The organism is Pseudomonas sp. S3E17 (assembly GCF_024168685.1).
GTDB classification, from domain to species: Bacteria; Pseudomonadota; Gammaproteobacteria; order Pseudomonadales; family Pseudomonadaceae; genus Aquipseudomonas; species Aquipseudomonas marginalis.
The window spans coordinates 153,967-173,729 of record NZ_JALJWE010000001.1 but is presented as its reverse complement, the minus strand read 5'-3'; the positions used below and the strand labels follow the sequence as shown (position 1 = coordinate 173,729).

The 19,763-nt window shown below is 59.0% G+C and carries 7 protein-coding genes; 4 read left to right on the top strand and 3 right to left on the bottom strand.

Features of this window, described 5'->3' with window-relative positions; all coding sequences use genetic code 11:
- Positions 1–60: 60 nt before the first annotated feature.
- From J3D60_RS00680 to J3D60_RS00670, 3 genes are all read right to left on the bottom strand, one after another.
- Positions 61–1,476: a condensation domain-containing protein gene (locus tag J3D60_RS00680; RefSeq protein ID WP_253488697.1), complete on the bottom strand. Its 1,416-nt coding sequence runs from the start codon at positions 1,474–1,476 to the stop codon at positions 61–63.
- A gap of 87 nt (positions 1,477–1,563) precedes the next feature.
- On the bottom strand, positions 1,564–3,879 hold the full coding sequence (locus tag J3D60_RS00675; RefSeq protein WP_253488695.1) for a 7-cyano-7-deazaguanine synthase: 2,316 nt from the start codon (positions 3,877–3,879) through the stop codon (positions 1,564–1,566).
- Positions 3,880–5,724 carry a non-ribosomal peptide synthetase gene (locus J3D60_RS00670; protein WP_253488693.1) on the bottom strand — a complete coding sequence of 615 codons (1,845 nt, stop codon included), beginning with the start codon at positions 5,722–5,724 and terminating at the stop codon, positions 3,880–3,882.
- An 898-nt stretch (positions 5,725–6,622) separates the two neighbouring features.
- On the opposite strand from J3D60_RS00670, the gene J3D60_RS00665 reads away from it, so the two are divergent.
- From J3D60_RS00665 to J3D60_RS00650, 4 genes are read left to right on the top strand one after another with little or no spacing between them, the layout of a single operon-like run.
- A complete protein-coding gene (locus J3D60_RS00665) occupies positions 6,623–11,098 on the top strand; it encodes an amino acid adenylation domain-containing protein (protein ID WP_253488691.1) in 4,476 nt (1,491 codons plus the stop codon).
- Positions 11,095–12,624, top strand: coding sequence for a condensation domain-containing protein (locus J3D60_RS00660; RefSeq protein ID WP_253488689.1), 1,530 nt, complete (start codon positions 11,095–11,097; stop codon positions 12,622–12,624). Before J3D60_RS00665 ends, J3D60_RS00660 begins: the two co-directional genes overlap by 4 nt.
- A gap of 5 nt (positions 12,625–12,629) precedes the next feature.
- Complete coding sequence (gene asnB / locus J3D60_RS00655) at positions 12,630–14,489, top strand: asparagine synthase (glutamine-hydrolyzing) (RefSeq protein WP_253488687.1); 1,860 nt, start codon at positions 12,630–12,632, stop codon at positions 14,487–14,489.
- 15 nt (positions 14,490–14,504) lie between these two features.
- Positions 14,505–19,715, top strand: a complete 5,211-nt coding sequence (locus tag J3D60_RS00650; protein ID WP_253488685.1) for an AMP-binding protein — start codon at positions 14,505–14,507, stop codon at positions 19,713–19,715.
- The last annotated feature ends 48 nt before the right edge of the window (positions 19,716–19,763 follow it).

The following is a 19,763-nucleotide window of genomic DNA, read 5'->3' as shown; positions in this document are numbered from 1 at the left end:
TCCTTTTTTGTCCATATCCATCCTTGACCTCGCCATGCAAGCAACAGGACACAGCACCCCTTAACACTCGGCAATCTGCGCAAGCAGGTGAAGGAAGTTGCTCGACAGGTTGTGCATCGTCTCTTTATGAAACAGCGACGTCTGGTACTCGAAAGACCCTACCAGCCCTTCGGCAGTGTCTTGCATGAAGAGGGAAAAGGGATATTTCGAATACCGGTTGCCATGCCAATTGACCGACGCCACCTGACTTTCAGACACACGCGCGCGCGCCGCATTTTCCGCGGTCCCCTGCATCGAGAATACCACCTGAAAAAGCGGGCCAACGGCTCGCTCTGCGCTGGCTAACTCCATGAGCTTTTCGTAGGGGACATCCTGATGCTCATAGGCCCTGAGCAAGTTCTTTTTAACGACCTTCAACAACCCTGCGAACGTCTCATCGACGGGTATTTGAGTCCTGATAACCAGCATGTTGGTGAACAGTCCGATAACCGGCTCCAACTCCAACCGCCCTCGGCCCGCCACGGGAACGCCGATGCAGATGTCGCTCTGGCCGGAATATTGGTGCAGCACCACATAAAACGCAGTGGCCAGCACCATGAACAAGGTCGCGTCGTTGGCAGCAGCCAACTGTTTCAGGCGGGTTGCCACACGCTCGTCCACAGCAAACGGCAACACAGCACCCGCGCTGTCCGCCATGGCATAAGAGGACAAGTCGAAGGGCAACTCAAGCGGTTCAGGCATTTGCACCAGTTGATCACGCCAGTAGGCCAACTGCCCGGACCAGGATTGGCCGCCCAACTGTTCAGCTTGCCAGCGGGCAAAGTCGCCATATTGCAGCGATAGCGCCGGCAACCCGTGAGCCCTGCCCTCGAGCAGTGCGCGGTAGATCGTCAGCATTTCCTTATACAAGAGCCCAATCGACCACGCATCGAACACAATGTGATGCACAGTCATCAACAGAACAAAATCATCATGACCGCAATGGTAGACATGCGCCCTGATGAGCGGCCCTGTGCGCAAATCGAATGGGCTGGCCACGTCCCGGTCAATACGCTCAAACAGCACCGCGCTACCGGGCTCGGTGGATAGCTGCTGGGTCAGATCTACCAACACAGGCTCGACCGTCAATGCTGGTAAAACCACTTGGCAGAGCTGGGCATCGTGCATATCAAAAACGGTGCGCAGCACTTCATGGCGCTTGATCACTTCGTTGATCGCAAGGCCGAGCGCTGACATATCCAGGGCGGTGTAGAACCGGGTTGCATTGGGCACATTATGAACCGCAGGATCCGATGCAAGCTGATCGAGAAACCAGATACGCTGCTGAGCCAATGACAATGGGATTTTATCTTGGCCTGCGGGACGAGGCTGGATCAGCTGCTTTCTTTTGAATGCACCCTTCGCCAGCATGGCATCCAACAATTGCTTGCGTTGTTCCCGAGCTACGCGGGCGGCCTCCTCGACGCCTGATTCCATCCTTGCCTTCCTTGTACGTTTTATCGACGCAACCACGTTGCCCAGGCCGATGACTGCGCAATCGCAGGCACCGGCGACGCTCACTCATCACTGCACGAGACGGGCCAAGGCCTGCATCAGTGCGCTGTCATCTGCGCGGTCTGTGTTGGCACTCCACATCAGGCTCAAGCCACCGTCAGCCGGCTGAATCGTCAGCCAGGAGGCCTGCCCCACGAAAAATGGTCGGTAGACCTGGGTCGTATCGGGAAACAGCGCCGTGCTGCCCTGTATTTCATCCGAGAAGAGCAGTACACAAAAATCCTGCTCACCCGATTGCTCGGCGCCGACGTTGCCGGGCAATACGCTCATCGGCACAAACCGTGAATGGGACCCCACGATCTGGCCGTCGTCAGCGCGCTTGCACTCCAGTTGATCCGAGGCCCATGACCAGTGCCCCGGAACGTGCTTGCGCAAGACGTCCAGCAACTGCGCAGGCTCGGCGAACGGCAGCCACGCGGTAGCAACCCTCTCAGCGCGGCGCGCAGCAGAAGCTATCCCCCCAGGCGGGACCTGAAGCGGTGCCAGCGTCTCAACTCGCTGCCGAACGGGGCCAGAACGAACAGCGGTTGCGCCCTCTGTCGCCGCGACATAAGCCGCCTGGAAATCCGACAGGTACAGCGCCCACGCACAATCATCAGCCACCATCCCGTGAGTCGTGATCACAAGACTGCTGCCTGCGTTTTCATCATGGGTAAGCACCAGGAAGTTCACCAGTGGGCCACCGGAGCCAGCACGGGCCTTTTCAAGCACTTTGCCCATCGCCGCCGCCGTTACCGCTGCGCGTCGGTCCACAGCGATTTGACTCAGGTCGAGCCACTGCAAGGGCAACCCGGCAGCAGGCATTGGAAAGTCGCGGCGCCAGCGCCCTTCTACTTCCACCAGCGAGCTGCGCAGTGCCGGGTGCTGAATGAACAACTGCAACATCACGCGGCGGAATGCGGCCTTATCCAGGATCAGGCTGGATTCGATCTTGCGTTGCAACCATAAATCCGCAGGCGGCGGGGCCTCAAGCCATTCGGACGCCAAGGCTGGCTCTGTGGATTTATCGCCAACTGCCGGCTTAGATTCCTTGACGACCGCGGCCAACAGGCGCAAAGCATCTTCCTGAACGTTCGCATCGGTGTCGCGAGGAATATGCGAAACGGCCACGACATGCGGAGGCACACCATCGGTGTGCACGGCATTCACCGCCTGTTGCGCCTGCGCCAGCGTCTTGCCGGGCGCCAGCACGCAATAAAGAACCGAAGCCGCTACAGCGTGTCCGGTGCGAGGTGCATAGTTGATACGTCTTAGAATGCCGAGCACAGGTCGCTCGTTCTGGATTGGCGCCAACTCTGCCAACGCCGCTTCACGCTTGAGATGGCCCAAGCGTACCTCCCATGAAGTTGGCACCTCATAATTGGAGTAGCCCTTCTCTTTGCCATGCACGTAGACGCCCACGTCATTGATCAGGCAGTTGGATGAGCAGAAACCGGTATCTTCCGGTTCTTTCCACAAGCTGTCGTGATCGGTCAGGCAGCGATAGATATCTTCCTTCGAAGCATCGGAGTATCTGAAGTAATCAATGAGCGTGATGCGATCAAAGATACTGTCATCCTTGAAACGGGCGCCATTCAAACCGCTGTACGCTTCGACAGTGTGGTAGATCCGTCGCCCATCCTTGAGCCCTTGCTCGATGGTGCCCGAATCGAAAGTGTCCTGTTCGTAGAATTTTTTCAGCCGCTCCTCGACGATCTGCCCTCTGGACAAACCATTGACGATCAGATTGATCCCCTGTTGCTCGGCAAACTCCAGGCTCAGGTCCAGCAATGCCTTGAAGCAGCCCTTACAGACCGTGCTGTGACGGGTGAGGCTCTCGCGGAACACCTCGTGCATGTTTGCATGGGTAAGCGTCGTATGTTCAACACCCAGCTTCTGCGTGATGTTGCTGATGTTGGTCAGTGCCTGCTTTGAGATGAAGCCGTTATCAAAGGTGAACGTATGGACTTTCAACCCCATCTTCAGCAGCTGATAAAGCACATAGGTCGAGTCCTTGCCACCGCTGTACAGCAGGAGGCAATCGTATGGCCCGCGCTTTACGGCGCGGTTTTCGCTGAACACTTCCGACAATTGGGCAGGTGTCCGAAAATAGGCCGCCAGGCGATCCCGATAGGTGTCGTAACGCAGGCACTCGCTACAGACTCCAGCCGCGTCCAGCACGATGCCGTCCACGAAATCGGAAATCCCACAACGCGCACAACGGCAGCCCTTGGGCTGGGACGCCCTCAACAGGACGGCATCAGTCGCCAGCCCTTCGGACTGCATCCGCGAGACCCAAGCGCCAGAGGTCATCGAGGTCGTCGGAAATACAGAGATCAACTCCATTTACGCCCCCTCGTCCATTAGCGCGAACAAGTCGTCGTCCGCACTGGCCTCAAGGAACGCGGTTTCGACCAATTGAGCAAGATGACGAACGGTGGGCGAGTCCAGGAAGTTGCGAATGGATACGCTGACCCCGAACGTCGCCTCGATCCGCGACAGCAACTGCATGGCCAGCAGCGAGTGCCCGCCCTTGGAGAAAAAGCGCGCATCGATGCCCGGTAGTTCGGGCACTTCCAGCAATTCCTGCCACAACTCTGCCACCGCGATCTCCAGAGGCGTCCCGGGCTGAGGACCATCATCACCACTATCGCTTGCCAGCAATTCGACGGCTGGAAGGTTCGCATAGTCGATCTTGCCTGTGACCGTACGCGGCAGAACCGGCATAAGCAGCAAGTGATGGGGCAGCATCACGGCTGAACCCTGTTCCAGCACAAAGCTGCGGACCTGTTCGATATCAGCGCCTTCGGCTATCACGATATAGGCAACCAATTCACTCGTACGCTCAGGCAACTGGCGCTCGACCACGGCAACGTCAGTGACACCAGGGGCCAGACGGATGAGGCTCTCAATTTCAGCCAGCTCAATACGAACGCCGTTGATTTTGACCTGGCGATCACGCCGGCCTACGAACTCGATGTCACCGGAATCCAGCATGCGCCCCAAGTCGCCGGTGCGATACACCAGGTCCAGTGGATCACCACTCAACGGGTTAGGCACAAACACTTCGGCGGTCAGGTCCGGGCGATTGAAGTAACCCAGGCTGCGGTAAGGCGTACGGATGTAGATCTCCCCAACCATGCCAATGCCGCAGGGTTTGTCGCGCGAGTCGATCACCAACGCGCGAGCACCGGGCATCGCCTTGCCCACCGGCACCGATACGCGCGAGTCGGCGTGCATGTCCACACGATGGAACAACTTGACCATGGTCGTTTCGGAAGGGCCATACAGGTTGATCAGCGACACCGTGTCGCCCAATGTTTCCTTGAACACCTGCACGTCCGCGGGAAACAGGACTTCACCCGCGACACACACATGCTGCAGCGACGCAGGGCGCAGGGCGCCGTTCGCCTTGATGGCCTGAAGCAACACGCGCAACACCGACGGCACGCAATGAAGAACGCTTACGTGCGCCTTACCAAGCCAAGTGGCAAAGGCGGCGCCATCACCCACGATCTTGCGAGAGGATGGCACACAGACGGTGCCACCCAATGTGAGTGGCGTGTACAGGTCGCGAAGCACGGCATCAAAAGAAGGCGACGTGATCTGTGAGACACGTACGCCCTCCTCAAGCTGCAGTTCGTCCACTTCCCAGTCGATAAAATGAGCGACCCCCTTGAGTCGACCCAGGATACCTTTGGGTTGACCGGTGGAGCCGGACGTGAAGTAGATGTAGCAAGGCGCATCGGGATCACGCGGGGTGACTTGAAACTGTCCGCAGGAGGTGATCGATAACTGATCGCGCTGAATATTCAAGCGGGGCACTGTAGCCAGCGCGGGGACGGCATCCAACACCCTGGCAGCCTCGGTGTCATGCAGTACCAACTGAGGCTTAACCTGTTCAACGATCTGAGACAAGCGGTGGGGCGACTGGTCCATATCCAACGGCACCATGACTTTGGCGCTGGCCATCAAGCTGATCATCGAGACCGCGGCCCCCATCGCATCGGCGCTCAGAATGAGTACGGCAGCCTCAGTGTCGGTGGCCAACTGCGCCACTTGCTGCTGAATACCTGCAGCCCAATGTCCGAGTTCGCGATAGCTGAGATCCTGGTCTGGCGTGCTGATCGCCACGTGATCGGGCAATGCCGTAATTACCTGGGCGATCGTTTCGGATATGTTCGATGACACTAGATTTCCTCCCTGAAATAGTTGACCAGAAACAGCACGCTAACCGACTTGCCTGCAGACGTGATTGTCCGCCAGAAACGCCTTATCAATGTTTTTTATCCGAGCGACCTTTCACGGGAACTGATAACAAATCTCATTAAAAAGGCCTTGCCTACTCACACGGGATCCCCTCGAAAGCATTCGACTAAACAGAATGTGCGAGTGTTGTGTGAATATGAAGTGACGATGTATGAATAGTTTGTTTCAGTTGATCCTTGCCGCGCAAGCGAAACATAGCGTGACGTCGCTTCGCAGGCACTACTCATCGCACCAAATTCAATAGGTAGTGTTCGCTTCGCACTTAACGTTCAGCGCAGCGACGCCATTAGAAGTTTCTTGCAATGCACGCCTCATTTGCGCTTAGATCTTATCCGTTCATCCGAGCGACGGCATCAAAAATCACTTCACACATCCGCAACTGCTGGTTTGCTTATTGCAAACACAACGCGTTGCGCGTGCGCGTGGTAGCCAATACCCAAGTGGCATCGGATGAACTCGGCAAGCACCGGGAATTCGATCGCCGTGCCGGCCCCAAGCAGCGGGGAGTTTTTGCCACACCCCACTGCACATGAGCGAATCAGGGAGGATTATGCAAAGTACAATCGAATATCGTCGATGGAACCCCGTGACCAATACCGGGGTGACCCTGACTTCTCACCAGCGACCTCTCGATGCCTTTCTCGCAACGATTGGCCAGCCTGGCAGCTTAATGACCTGATGCTTTTTACGTCGGCACCTTGCTGACGTACGACTCGTGTCGGGCGTTATCTCGACCCTGTCTCGCCCATACATCGTCATACGATCAAGGGGAGCGTCATGCCCGTCTCCTCATTCTTGAAATCAGTGCGAAGCAACCTCAGTGAATCGAAATTCGAACATCTTCGATGCCTATCATCTGACCTCGATGCAGGAAGGCATTCTCTTCCACTCTTTGCAGGATGAGGAGGCGAATGAGTACATCGTCCAAGTTTCATGCAAGCTGACCCGGCTGGAAACCGATCGTTGGAGGCGAGCGTGGAACAGTGTGATTGCCCATCATGAAATCCTGCGGGCCGGTTTCAGCTGGAAGAAAGTCAAGCGAGCCGTACAAGTCATTGCCGCCAACGCAGCTCCTGAATGGAACGAGATCGATGCTCGCCTACCGGATGCAACAGCGTTCAACCTGACAGATTTCCTGGCGCAGGATCGGGCCCGAGGTCTCAACCTTTCCAGCGCTCCCCTGATGAGAATGACGCTGGTTCGCCTGAGCGAACACGAGTATCAGTTTGTCTGGACCTATCACCATTTGATCCTCGATGGCTGGTCTGCCCTGATCGTCATGTCAGACGTCATGAAGATGTACCAGCACCCCGTTGAGCAAACGACACGCAACGCGCCCCGGTTCAAGGATTTCGCAAGATGGCTAGAGCACCAGGATGGCAATCGCGCACGCCAGTATTGGTCATCTCTGCTGGCCAATCACAACAGCGCGGGCACAATGCAGTTGCCCGAGCCGTCGCCCCCAGGCGCCACACAGATCACCAAGCAAGTGCGCTTGCTGTCACCTGAGCTCTCACACGCAGTCGAAACGTATGTACGCACCCGGCAAATGACCCTGGCGCACTTCATGCAGTCAATGTGGGCGGTTGCCCTGCATCGCTACAGCAACGCAAGTGAGATCTGCTTTGGTTGGGTAATGTCGGTTCGCCCGCACGACCTTGCACAAGCCTCCGAGATGGTGGGCTTGATGATCGCGACCGTTCCCCTGCTGGTCAGTGTCGAACCGTCGCAAACACTGAAAGACCTCTACACACAAGTCGCGCTGCGCTCTGTAGAAGCGAATGAGTACGGACACCTTTCGCTTGCAGAGATCAAGCGTGTCGCTTCGATAGATCCTCGGCAGGAGCTGTTCGAGTCGGTGATGATTTTCGAGAACCTGCCAACTGCCCTCAAGCCCTCCTCCGAGGGTGAGTTGATGATCGAAGACCGGCGTACTCACTGGCAGACCAACTACCCGTTGTCGCTGATGATCGCCCCCGGGCATAGACTCAAGCTTGAGTTTTCTTTTGACAGTGGCCGCTTTTCCACTGACGGCATCGAGCGAATCCTGGAGCAACTGGAACGCCTCGTATCCAGCGCTCTTCAAGCCCCCCAGACCGTACAGCAACTGCTGGACGGTGCTTCATTCGGCAGCGGCGCCTGCACGGTTGTGCGTGGCCCTGCCCGTGCGGCTCCAGCGACGGGCATCGCCAAGACTATCCTTGCCCTTGCCGACTCGCAGCCCCACCGGATAGCGATAGTGTCAGGGGCTGACGACGACTGCCGACTGACCTATGCACAACTGGCGCAACGCAGCCGCTCGTTCGCGCAGGCGCTGACGCAGGCCGGCATTGAGGCCGGTGATGTCGTGGCGATCCACCTGCCGCGCTCACCTGCATTGGTGGTAGCGATGCTCGGCATCTTGCAATTGAAAGCCACGCTCCTGCCAATTGACCCGATGCTTCCCTTAGCCCGCAAGCATCATATGCTCAAGGCCAGTGGCGCGCGCATCGCTGTCGCCTGGGAACCACCGTCCAATGGTTTCCCCACTATAGCCCTTGATCAGTCGGGGGTGATTTCCAGTATCGGAGCTCCAGCGCTGAACACCCTGCGAGGCGGTGATGAACGCATCGCATACCTGATGTTCACTTCGGGCACCACAGGTATGCCCAAGGCAGTTTCAGTCCCCCATAGCGCCCTGGAGAACGTGCTGCACGCCATGGCATTACACCCAGGCTTCAGTGCCGAAGATGTCATGCTCGCCGTCACCACCGTGTCGTTCGACATCTCGGTACTTGAACTGCTGCTGCCCGTCATGTCCGGAGGACGCCTGGTGATCGCGGCAGAAAACATGGTGCGTGACGCTGATTTGCTGGCCAAGGCTATCGAACAGTTCGACATCACCGTGATGCAAGCGACGCCTACCTCATGGCGCATGCTGTTGGAGAGTGGCTGGCAAGGCCGCTCGTGCTTGCGGGCATGGTGTGGGGGGGAGGCCCTGTCTCGTGATCTCGCTGACCGCCTCCTGGCGTGCACCGCCTCTCTGTGGAATTTATACGGTCCTACCGAAACCACGATCTGGACCATGGTTGCACAGGTCCAGCCTGGCCCCGCGCCAATAGAGCTGGGCCGCCCCATCAGTAACGTCGATTGCTACATCCTCGATCAATGGCTGAGAGCGGTTCCGGATGGCGTGGCCGGCGAGCTGTACTTCGCCGGAGCGTGCCTGGCGCAGGGTTATGCCGGCAATCCAGGTGCAACTGCCAATGCCTTCATCGCAAACCCGATGCCGGACCACCCTGGCCAGCGTATGTACCGCACCGGCGACCTGGCGCGCGTGGACGCGCATGGGCGTATCTGCTTCATTGGCCGCAGTGATACGCAGGTCAAACTACGAGGCGTGCGAATCGAACTCGGAGAAATCGAAGCGTTACTGAGCCAACATCCGCAGGTCAGCGCTGTCGCGGTCAAGGTGGTATCGCTGCAAGGACATGACACGCTTGTTGCCTATGTCGTCAGCGCCGGGTTGAAGCAAGCGGACATTCAGCTCATCGAGTTCCTCAAGCCGCATCTGTCCAGCGCTGCCATTCCTGCAAAATTAGTGCATCTGGATGCACTGCCCGTCAGCAGTAACGGCAAGGTCGATCGGAAAGCCTTGCCCACCCCCCTCGTCAATACCGAAATTGCTGCGACGGGCCCGCGCACACTCTTGCAGGATGCGGTGGGAGAAATCTGGTGCTCCATCCTGGGCGTCGCAACCTTCCAGCGCGACGACAATTTCTTTGCGCTCGGTGGCCACTCGCTCAAGGCCATCTCTCTGATGTCGGCCATCAATAGGACCTGTCACGTTTCACTGCCACTGGCGACCATCTTCGAAAACCCTGGCGCCGGGCAGTTCGTCACAGCTATCGAACAGGCATTGCGCTCGCCCGGCGCCGTACAGGACACCCTGCCGCCGGTAGATCTTGCGCAACTTCAACCCGCATCGGCCACCCAGGAGCGCCTGTATTACGTCACGCAGATATCCCCGGCGAACCATCCTTACCAGTTGAGTGCCGCTGTTCGCTTCGAAGGCTCAGTGGACTTGCTGGCGCTGCGCCAGGCCGTGGAAACATTGCAACAACGCAACGCTATCCTGAGGACGACATTCGTCAAGCAAGGCGACAGCCTTAAGCAAAAGGTGTTCGGACTCCCGACAGTGGCGCTGGAAGTCATCGACTTGCGCGACGCTGCGCCGAACGAACTGGAGCGCCGGATGCGCTCGGAAATCAGTGGCCCACTGCTGCTCGAAGAGCGCGTGCCGGTTCGCTGCATTTTTATGGAGCAGACAGCCAGCGCCACCCTGCTGCTGATCATCCATCACATCCTTGTAGATGAATGGTCCTTGAAGTTGCTGATTGACGATCTGGGCAGATGCTATGAAGCGGCAATAGACCCTGCGCTCGCACTACCCGATACAGTGCGTCCCGAATTCGCCCAATATGCAGCGCTGGAACAGCAACACGTGCGCGAAGGCCATTTCAACGAAGCCCTCAGATACTGGAGCCGACACCTGAGCGGTGTACGCCCGACGACACTGGCGTTGCGCCGACCACGGCCGGCAGTACCCAGTTTTGTGGGCGGGCATCACACCCTGACGATCTCGCCGGCCACCATGACTCGCCTGGGAACCGTAGCCACCTTGGCCTCCGCGACCCGCTTTGCTGCGCTGATGAGTGCTTTCAGCGTCCTGCTGCACCTTTACCACGCGGATAAAGACATCTGTCTGGGCACGATGGATGCCGGTCGCGATGAGCCATGGCTCGAATCCGTCGTGGGGCCACTCTCACGCCCGCTGGTGATGCGTATACCCGTCTGCCCCGATGATTCATTCAAGACTTTGCTGGCGACCGTACAACAGGTATTCCTCGATGCGCATCGTCACCGGGCCGTACCTTTCCAGCAGTTGGTCCAGCGCCTGGATCGCCATGACGGTATCAGTCAGCTGTTCAGAATCATGATTGTCATGCAAAACATGCCAGCGCCCGGATGCCATATCGCCGGCATCCCCATCAAGACGCAGGCAGTGGATAGCGCCACCGCAGAGACCGACTTGCTGATCGAGATGTTCGAACTCGATCGCGGCCTGACCTTACGCTTCACCTATGACACTGACCTGTTCGACCTGGTAGACATTGAAACTTTTGCCCAACGGTTCCAGCGCTTGCTGGACGTTGTGGTCGATGACGCCAACGTACAGATCGCCAGCATCGATTTACGCCATGGCGAAGATCAACGCATGGCCAATGTGTTCAACGAACGGTGGACCACCTCATGAGCAAGCAGCCTGAACAATCCCTGAGCCAACGTTTCCAGGACCTCACACCGCATCAGCGGCAAATACTGGTTGAGGCCATGCGTGCCAAGGCGAAAACCGCCATTGCGCCCATACCGCGCTATGACCACAGCGCCTTCATCCCCCAGTCATACACTCAGCGCAGGCTGTGGTTTCTGTTTCGCATCACACCTGACAGTGCGATGTACAACATGCCGGAGTGCGCACGACTGACCGGCCCCATCGAGCTGGAACACTTCAACGGCGCATTCAATGATGTGCTCGAGCGCCATTCCAGCCTGCGTACGGTCTTTACCGATACCGAGCACGGCCCCGCACAGACGATCCTGCCGGTCACGAACCAGGCCGTAGAAGTCGTCCAGGCCCCCTTCGCCGAAGGCGACCCCAACAGGGAGGAGCGGGTGACGCAGATGCTCACCGACCTATCCAATCGCTCCTTTGATCTGGAGAACGGACCGCTGGTTCGAATGACCTTGATCCGCGTTGGCGAGCACTTGCATTACCTGGTGGTGAACATGCACCACATCATCAGTGATGGTTGGTCAACAGGGGTATTCGTCGCCGACTTCAGCGAATGCTATCGAGCGCGCGTGGAAAACCGTCCCCACCGGTTGAAACCGCTGGCCATCGAGTTCGCCGACTTCGTACGCTGGCAACAAGAACACATGACGAGCGCAAGGCTGGACACGCTGCGCAGGTTCTGGCGTGACCGCCTTGCCGGCGTCGAGCCACTACGCTTGCCCTTTGACCGGACGCCGACTTCGGCGGTCACTGACCGCGGGGGGTACCGCTACGTACACTTCGACGCCCAAACCACTGCACGCCTCAAGGTGTTGGCCGAGCAATGGGGCGCCACGGTATTCATGGCGCTGCTCGCCGCCTTCAAAGGTCTTCTGCACCTCTACTCAATGCAGGAAGACATCACCGTCGGCGTGCCGGTCGCCGGGCGCACCCACCCCAGCACGGAAGACCTGATCGGCTTTTTCGCCAATACCGCCGTCATCCGTACAAACCTGGGTGGAAGCCCGACGTTCAAGGAACTGACGGAACGCGTGCGCAATTCATCGTTGGACGCATTCGAACAGGAAGACACACCCGTCGAAATGCTGGTGGAAATGCTACAGCCAGAGCGCCCACCGGGGCGCAACCCGCTGTTCCAAGTGATGTTCATCCTGCAAAACACCCGCAAGCCTGCCCTGTCATTGCCACAGATAGATATCAAGCTATTGGCGGCAGGCAGTACTTCGGTGAAGTTCGACATGCTGTTCGAGTTTGCCGAGAGCGGCGAAGGCCTCACCGGCTGGCTGGGTTATCGAATGGACCTGTTTGACGAAGGCACCATGACGCGTTTTGCCGATGCGTTCACAAAACTGGTTTTGGCCGTCTGCGAGTTTCCCGACAAACCCTTGAATCAGATCGATATACCCACGAACCCTCCTCTGGAGGCCCAGGATTTCAATGACGATCTGGAGATCATTCCGCAGATTCGTCGTCCCCGCTTTGGTTGATCGTCATGTGTGGAATAGCAGGTTTCATTGATCTCTCGGGAAGACACCCGGCAGACGCAAACGTATTGGCAGCAATGCTTGACAAGATTTGGCACCGTGGACCGGACGGCACCGGGACCTATATCAACGGTCCCGTGGCAATGGGCATGCGCAGGCTCTCGATTATCGACGCTCAAGGCAGCGCGCAACCGCTGTTCAATGAGAGCGGCGACATCATCCTTGTCGGCAATGGCGAAATCTTCAACTACCGCGAGCTGCGCCAGCAACTCCAGGCGCGCGGCCATTGCTTCAAGACCGAAGGAGACCTGGAGGTCGTGGTGCACCTGTACGAGGAAATGGGCACCTCATTCGTGCATCAGCTCAACGGGCAGTTTTCCCTGGCGCTCTTCGACAAACGTACCCAGGCGCTGCACATCGTTCGCGACCATTTCGGCATCACTCCGGTGCACTATGGGGTCTTTGATGGCGTGCTGGTGTTCGCTTCGGAAATCAAGGCGATGCTGTGCCACCCGGCGGTGCCCCGTCGCGTGGACCTGGCCGGCCTTGACCAGATTCTCTGCTTTCCAGGCCTGACCAGTCCCCGCTCGATGTTCAAGGGCATCAGCGCTTTGCCGCCAGGCCATTGCCTGAGCGTGACAAATCAGAAAGTGACCGCCACCCGTTACTGGGACTTGAATTACCCCGCCGATGGCGTGGCCGAAAACGTCATGACCGAAGACGAGGCCGTCGAAGAGTTCAGCTACCGGTTCAAGAATGCCGTGGCGCTGAGACTGCGCGCGGACACGCCGGTGGGTGTCTATCTCAGCGGCGGGCTCGACTCATCGATTGTCGCCGCCGTCATGCGTGAGCTCCAACCGGATAGAAGCATTCCTTCCTTCTCGATCACTTTTCCCGACTCGACATTGATCGACGAGCGCAAGTACCAGCGCCTGGTTGCTCAGACCTTGAAATTCGATCATCACGAAATCGCCTTTTCCCGCGAGCAGATCGCCTCTCGGCTCAGAGACTCCGTATGGCACTCTGAATGCCCGATCAAGGAAACCTACAACACCTGCACCATGGCGCTCGCTGAAGCCGCCAGGGCCAGCGGAGTCCCCGTGGTCCTGGGCGGAGAAGGTGCCGATGAACTGCTGGGCGGATATCCCGGCTATCGATTCGACCAGTTCGCCGCGAGCAACCCAAGCATGGCCTCGCCCGAGGAGCAGGTGGCCAACCAGCGGCTGTGGGGCGCGCCGGACATTCGCTATGAACGCCAATACGGTCAGTTCAGCCAGTGGCGACGCAACCTGTTCTCCGCCGATGCACTGCATGAACTGGGCGAACAGGGCTGCCTGGGCGCACCTATCCTGGACATTGAGCAGCTCAAGGGCCGCCATCGGCTGCACCAGCGCTCCTACATCGACGTCAAAGCGCGTCTTGGCGATCACCTGTTGGGCGATCATGGCGACCGGATGAACATGGCGTACTCGATTGAAGGCCGATATCCATTTCTTGATCGCTCGCTGTGCGACTTTCTCATCAAAGTACCGCCGTCCTTGAAACTGCGTGGCCTGGAAGAAAAATACCTGCTTAAACAGGCCGCCAAGGGCCTGGTTCCAGAGCGCATCCTCAACCGCGAAAAATTTGGGTTCCGGGCGCCAGGCAGCCCCTATCTGCTCAGCCTCAACGAGCCCTGGATCGAAGAATTGCTGGCACCGGAAACGCTCAAGCGCCAGGGTTATCTCAATGTCGAGTGGATCACCCGAATGATCGATGACAGCCGCAAGACCGGGCGGACCCTGAACCCTCATATCGAAGATGACGCGGTGCTGCTGGCCTTGACCTTCGGCATTTTCCTCGACCTCTTCGACATGCCGAACCTATAGGGAACGCACCACCCGATGAATTTCCAGACCAACACATTTGACGGCCTGTCTACCCTGGGTGAAATCCTCACATGGCGTGCCGTGCACGATGCCGATAAGCCGGCCTTTCGCTTTCTCGACAAGGATGGCCAGGAGCGAACACAGCTGGACTATGCCCAGCTGTATCAACGCTGCGCAGATGTCGCCAGCGCACTGCAAGGATGTGGAACGCGCGCAGGTGATCGCGTCGTCGTTTCGTGCTCCAGCCCGGCCGATTTCGTCTGCGCGTTCCTGGGCACGTCCCTGCTGGGTGCCATCCCAGTTCCTGCGCCCGTCAACCGGGGACGCCGCCGTGAGCGGATCAATGCCATTGTCGCCGATTGCTCGCCGACGGCATGGATCATGGACGCCAGCACGGCGACCACCCCGAGCGTCATCCACCCTGAAATCAACCTGCTGACAATGGCCGATGTAGAACCTGGCCAAGGTTTTACCACCGCCAGCGTACCGGCCACCCAAGCTGCCTTCTTGCAGTACACCTCAGGCTCCACGGGGCAACCCAAGGGGGTGATCGTCACGCATGAGGGCTGGCTGGCCAACGCACGCATGATTCGCGCCGCGTTCGGGCATGACGCCCGCAGTCGCTTTGCCAACTGGCTTCCACTGTTTCACGACATGGGCTTGGTGGGCACGGTACTGCAGCCGCTTTTTCTCGGTGCCGAATCCATCCTGCTACCCACGGCGGGCTTTGTTGAACAGCCATCTCGATGGCTGCAGATGGTTTCCGACTATCGCGCACACACCAGCGGTGCGCCTGATTCGGCCTACCTGCTATGCGCGCGCGACACTGAGGCGCGAGCCCTGCGCAACATCGATCTGAGCGCCTGGAAAGTCGCCTTCAACGGCGCCGAGCCTGTGCGCGCGACCACCTTGCAAGCCTTTGCAGACGCCTTCAGCAACGTCGGTTTCCGTCAAGAATCATTCCTGCCCTGCTATGGCCTGGCAGAAGCGACACTGTTGTGCTCCGGAAAGAGTCGTGACAGCGTGCCGCGCCAAGTTCACCTGTCTCAAGCGGCCATGCGCACAGATCGGCTGGTGACTGTTTCGCCGCACGATGAAGACGCCAAGACCCTGGTTTCCCTCGGCCCTCCCGTCTGCGACATTGCCATTGCCCAGGTCGACACCGATGCCGCCGTGCTACCCGGCCAGATTGGTGAAGTATGCCTCCGTGGGCCGAACATCACCCCTGGATACTGGCCGCAAGATCGCGATGACCTGTCGAATTATCACACCTCACACGACCACCGCTTTCTGCGCACCGGCGATCTGGGTTGCCTGATCGATGGTGAGCTGTTTATCGTCGGGCGCCAGAAAGACCTGTTGATCATCGCCGGGAGCAATCATCACTCCCAGGATATCGAAGAGACCGTGCGCGCTGCCCATGCCCTACTGACACCTGGGCTCGGCGCGGCCCTGGCGCTGAGCCCGGAGGAAATGCAGGCGGCGTTCGGTATCGAGTCCGCGGAGCGAGAAACCAACGACAGCGTGGTGGTCGTACATGAGGTCGGCCGACATACCCCGGCGGATCAGATCGACATCGCCATGCTTGCGCTACGGCAGGCCATCGCGCAAGAACACGGTATCGCCGTCGCCGCTGTCGTGATCGTTCACCAAGGTGGCGTGGAGCTCACCACCAGCGGCAAGGTCCGGCGGGCACAGATGCGCCATCAGTTGGTTCATCAGCAACTGAAAATGCTCGCACGCTGGACTCGCCCTGCCGAACAGCCTGCCGAGCCAACCTCTACCGCGCTTGAAGCCCTGAGGCTGGCGTACCGTCGACAGGCACCTGAGGCCATGATCGAAGCGCTTTGCCAGCTATGTGGGTACTGGGCAACCTCAACTAACCCAATTGTTGCGCAAACCCCACTGACAGACCTCGGTTTACCCAGCTTGCATGCCATGCGGTTGCTCTCGTGCATCCGCGCACAAACCGGCGTAAGGCTGCCCATGGGCTTGCTCTATGGCAACGCCACTGTTCTGGATCTGGCCACCACCCTTCAGTCCACCCGCGCGATGCCTGCCGAGGCGCCTGCCGCGCCCAGCCCGCTGCCGTTATCTGTGCATGCGGAACAAAAGCTCGGGCCGGATTCCCAGGCTATATGGATACGCCGCAAAGAAATCGGCGATGCCGCGTTTTTGCTGGCCTTTCAGGTCCGATGCAAGGCGTCACATTCAACGACACTGATCGCAGCGGCCCGTGCGTTGCCCCTGCGCCATAGGGCCTTGGCCCGCAGGTTCGCGGAACAGGCTGGCATTGCCGTGATACTCGAGCAACCTCAAGCGCAACCGGCAGAGCTGCATCTGACGGGTGTACATGACGAAGCCCAGTGGCGCGATGAGCTCTCCAACGCACTTGAAACGCCCATGGACCTGGAGCAAGGTGCACTCCGGTTGGTCCATGGCGAACAATCCGGTGGCATATACAGCGTACTGGTCATGGTGCATCACATCGTCGCGGACTTTACTTCATTGGCGCTCCTGGCCAACGACCTGCTCAACACCCTGACGCCGCAGCCGCACGAGCCATCGCCCCTGGAGGTTCGCCCAGCGTTGGCCCGCTCTCGCGACGAATCGGACAGCCGCGACGAAACGTACTGGGTGGACAACCTGCGTGACTGCACCTGGAGCACTTTCCCTACAGACTTTCACAACTTACCGGACTATCGACATCCGCCCCATGAGGCATCTGTTTCGGTGCCTTCGACAGCGGTGTACCAGCGTGCCAGCGATTGGGGGCACACTCCCTTCGCCGTATTGCTGACGGCGTACGCCATCACACTCTGGCGCTACTCGCCAGACAACGATGTCGTCATTGCCGTGCCCATCTCGGTTCGCGATGACGCCCAGGACCCGACCAGCGTCGATTACCAGGTGAACCCACTGCCACTCAGGCTCTCACTGAACGAGCGAATGAGCCATGTCGACGCGGTGAAAGCCGTCGGCCAGGCGATCTTTTCTGCAATCGATCACCGCTCGCTGACACTCGGTCCGATCCTGAGTGCATTGCGCCGCAGTGGCCACGCTCACCAATCACTGGTGCTGGACAAGGCGGCCATTCATCTGTCATTGCCGCCCGGCTTGTCCCACGAGTGGGCAGGCCTGGGTTTGCGCAACAGCCATACGTCGATCGAGGCTGGGCCTTATTCACTGTCTGCGCTGCCCGTCACGCGGCTTGAACAAACCGTCGAACTGATTTCAGCCGAGTGTGCGGGCACGCTGCACGCGCTGCTCCGCCTGGACGCTGACGTGTTATCCAAGGCCAGCGCCGAGCGCTTTGCCGCTCGCGTATCCGAATGCCTGCAACACCTCGTCGATGCGCCGGAAGAACTCATCAGTCCACATATCCCGCGTTCGGCCAGCGACACCCACAATGCCCTGGTATGGGGCCAACCCGCCTCCCAGGCAACCAACTCGACCTGCCTGCATACGCAGATTGATCATTGGGTGCGCAACACGCCACAGAACACCGCCCTGCTGCTTGGCACTCGGTCCTGTAGCTATGAACAACTCGATGCCATGGCCGCGCGCATCCGTGACCAGATCCTCGGGGCAACCCATGGAAGGCACAACCCACGTATAGGCCTGCTGATAAAAGATCCGGTTTTGCAGGTGGCAGCCCTGCTCGGCACCTTGCAGGCGGGCGGGATCGCCATGGCACTCAACCACCAGGCGCCCGAAGATTATCTGGGCGCACGGATTGCAGCGGCCAATCCGGCACTGTTGCTGACCGATGGCGACCAGCCCCCTCTTCTGGGGCACCGTTGCACTGCCCTGGTCGATGTCACGGTACCCGGCGATAGGCCCCAATCTCCACGCTGTAGAGAGGTCGATAGCACAGCGCCCGCCTACCTGGTATTCACCTCCGGTTCAACCGGCACACCCAAGGGTATCGAGCAAAGCCACGCGGCCTTCTACCGGTTCCTCAAGTGGCAGGCCCACGCCTTGTCCATTCAGCCAGGCACCCGGGTGGCACAAGTCGCAGTGGCCGGCTTCGATGTCAGCTTCTGCGAAATACTCGGCGCCCTCTGTTTTGGTGCAACCCTTTGCTTGCCCAATCGCGATACCGATCTGGCGCCGGGTAATTTCATGGCCTGGCTCGAGCGTGACCGTATCCACTGCGTACAGCTCATTTCATCGTTCGTCAGCGAAGTGCTGCGCTTCAGCCCGGGCCCATGGCCTTCGCACCTGCGCACCCTGGCCAATGTCGGTGAGGCACTGACGCCAGCACTGGCGAGCGAGATCCTGGGGCGCAGCCAGGCGCCGCTGGACCTGCTGAACCTCTATGGTCCCAGCGAGGTCGTCGCCGCCACCTACCATCATGTGACAGCAATGGACCTTCGCCGCCCCAAGATCCCGGTAGGTCGTCCGATCCATGAACGCACGTTGCTGGTTCTGAACAATGAAGGTGAACCTGTGCCCGTGGGCATCGAAGGTGATATCTGGGTAGAGACGTGGGACATGCCCCAGGACTACGCTTTTGGCGCGCCCGCCGTCGGCAACGGTTTCGTGCGCAAACCTGACCCTGTGCGCGCTATCAAAGGGCGTTACCGCACCGGTGACTGTGGGCGCTGGTTGAGCGACGGTGTGCTGGAGCTGGCGGGCCGTCGGGACAATCAGGTGAAGCTGCGAGGTGTGCGTATCGAACTGGGCGAGGTGGAAGCGGCCCTGCTACGTCATGAACACGTCGAGCAGTGTCTGGTCACCCTTGACCGCGAAGAAGGCGCCGATGCGACATTGATCGCCCTGGTGGTCGGCAGCACTGCGCTGGATGCCACCGAGTTGCGCCGCTTCTGCCTCGAAGCGCTGCCGCATACCCACGTTCCTGGCGAGTTGCGCCGGGTGTCCAGCCTGCCGCGGCTGCTCAACGGCAAACTGGACCGCACGCGACTGGAACGAACCAAGCGATCGGTCACACCACCGACGTCTGCCACCACCAAGCTCAGTGCCAACGAACGCTTGATGATTGAGATCTGGAGCAGTTTTTTCCCTGAGGAAACGATTGATATCACCAGCAACTTCTTTGCAGTGGGAGGCAACTCGATCATTGCCATGCAACTGCTCAACGAAGTGATGCGGCGCACAGGCACTCAAGTTGCAATTGGCGAGTTCCTTGCCAATCCAACCGTGGAAGCGTTGGCCAGCAAAACGTTCAGCGCTTGCGCCGCAGCCAACGCCGCCCTGACGTAGGCCGGCGCTCTTGCTGCGCCCGACATTGATCGCGGCGCAGCAAAGGCC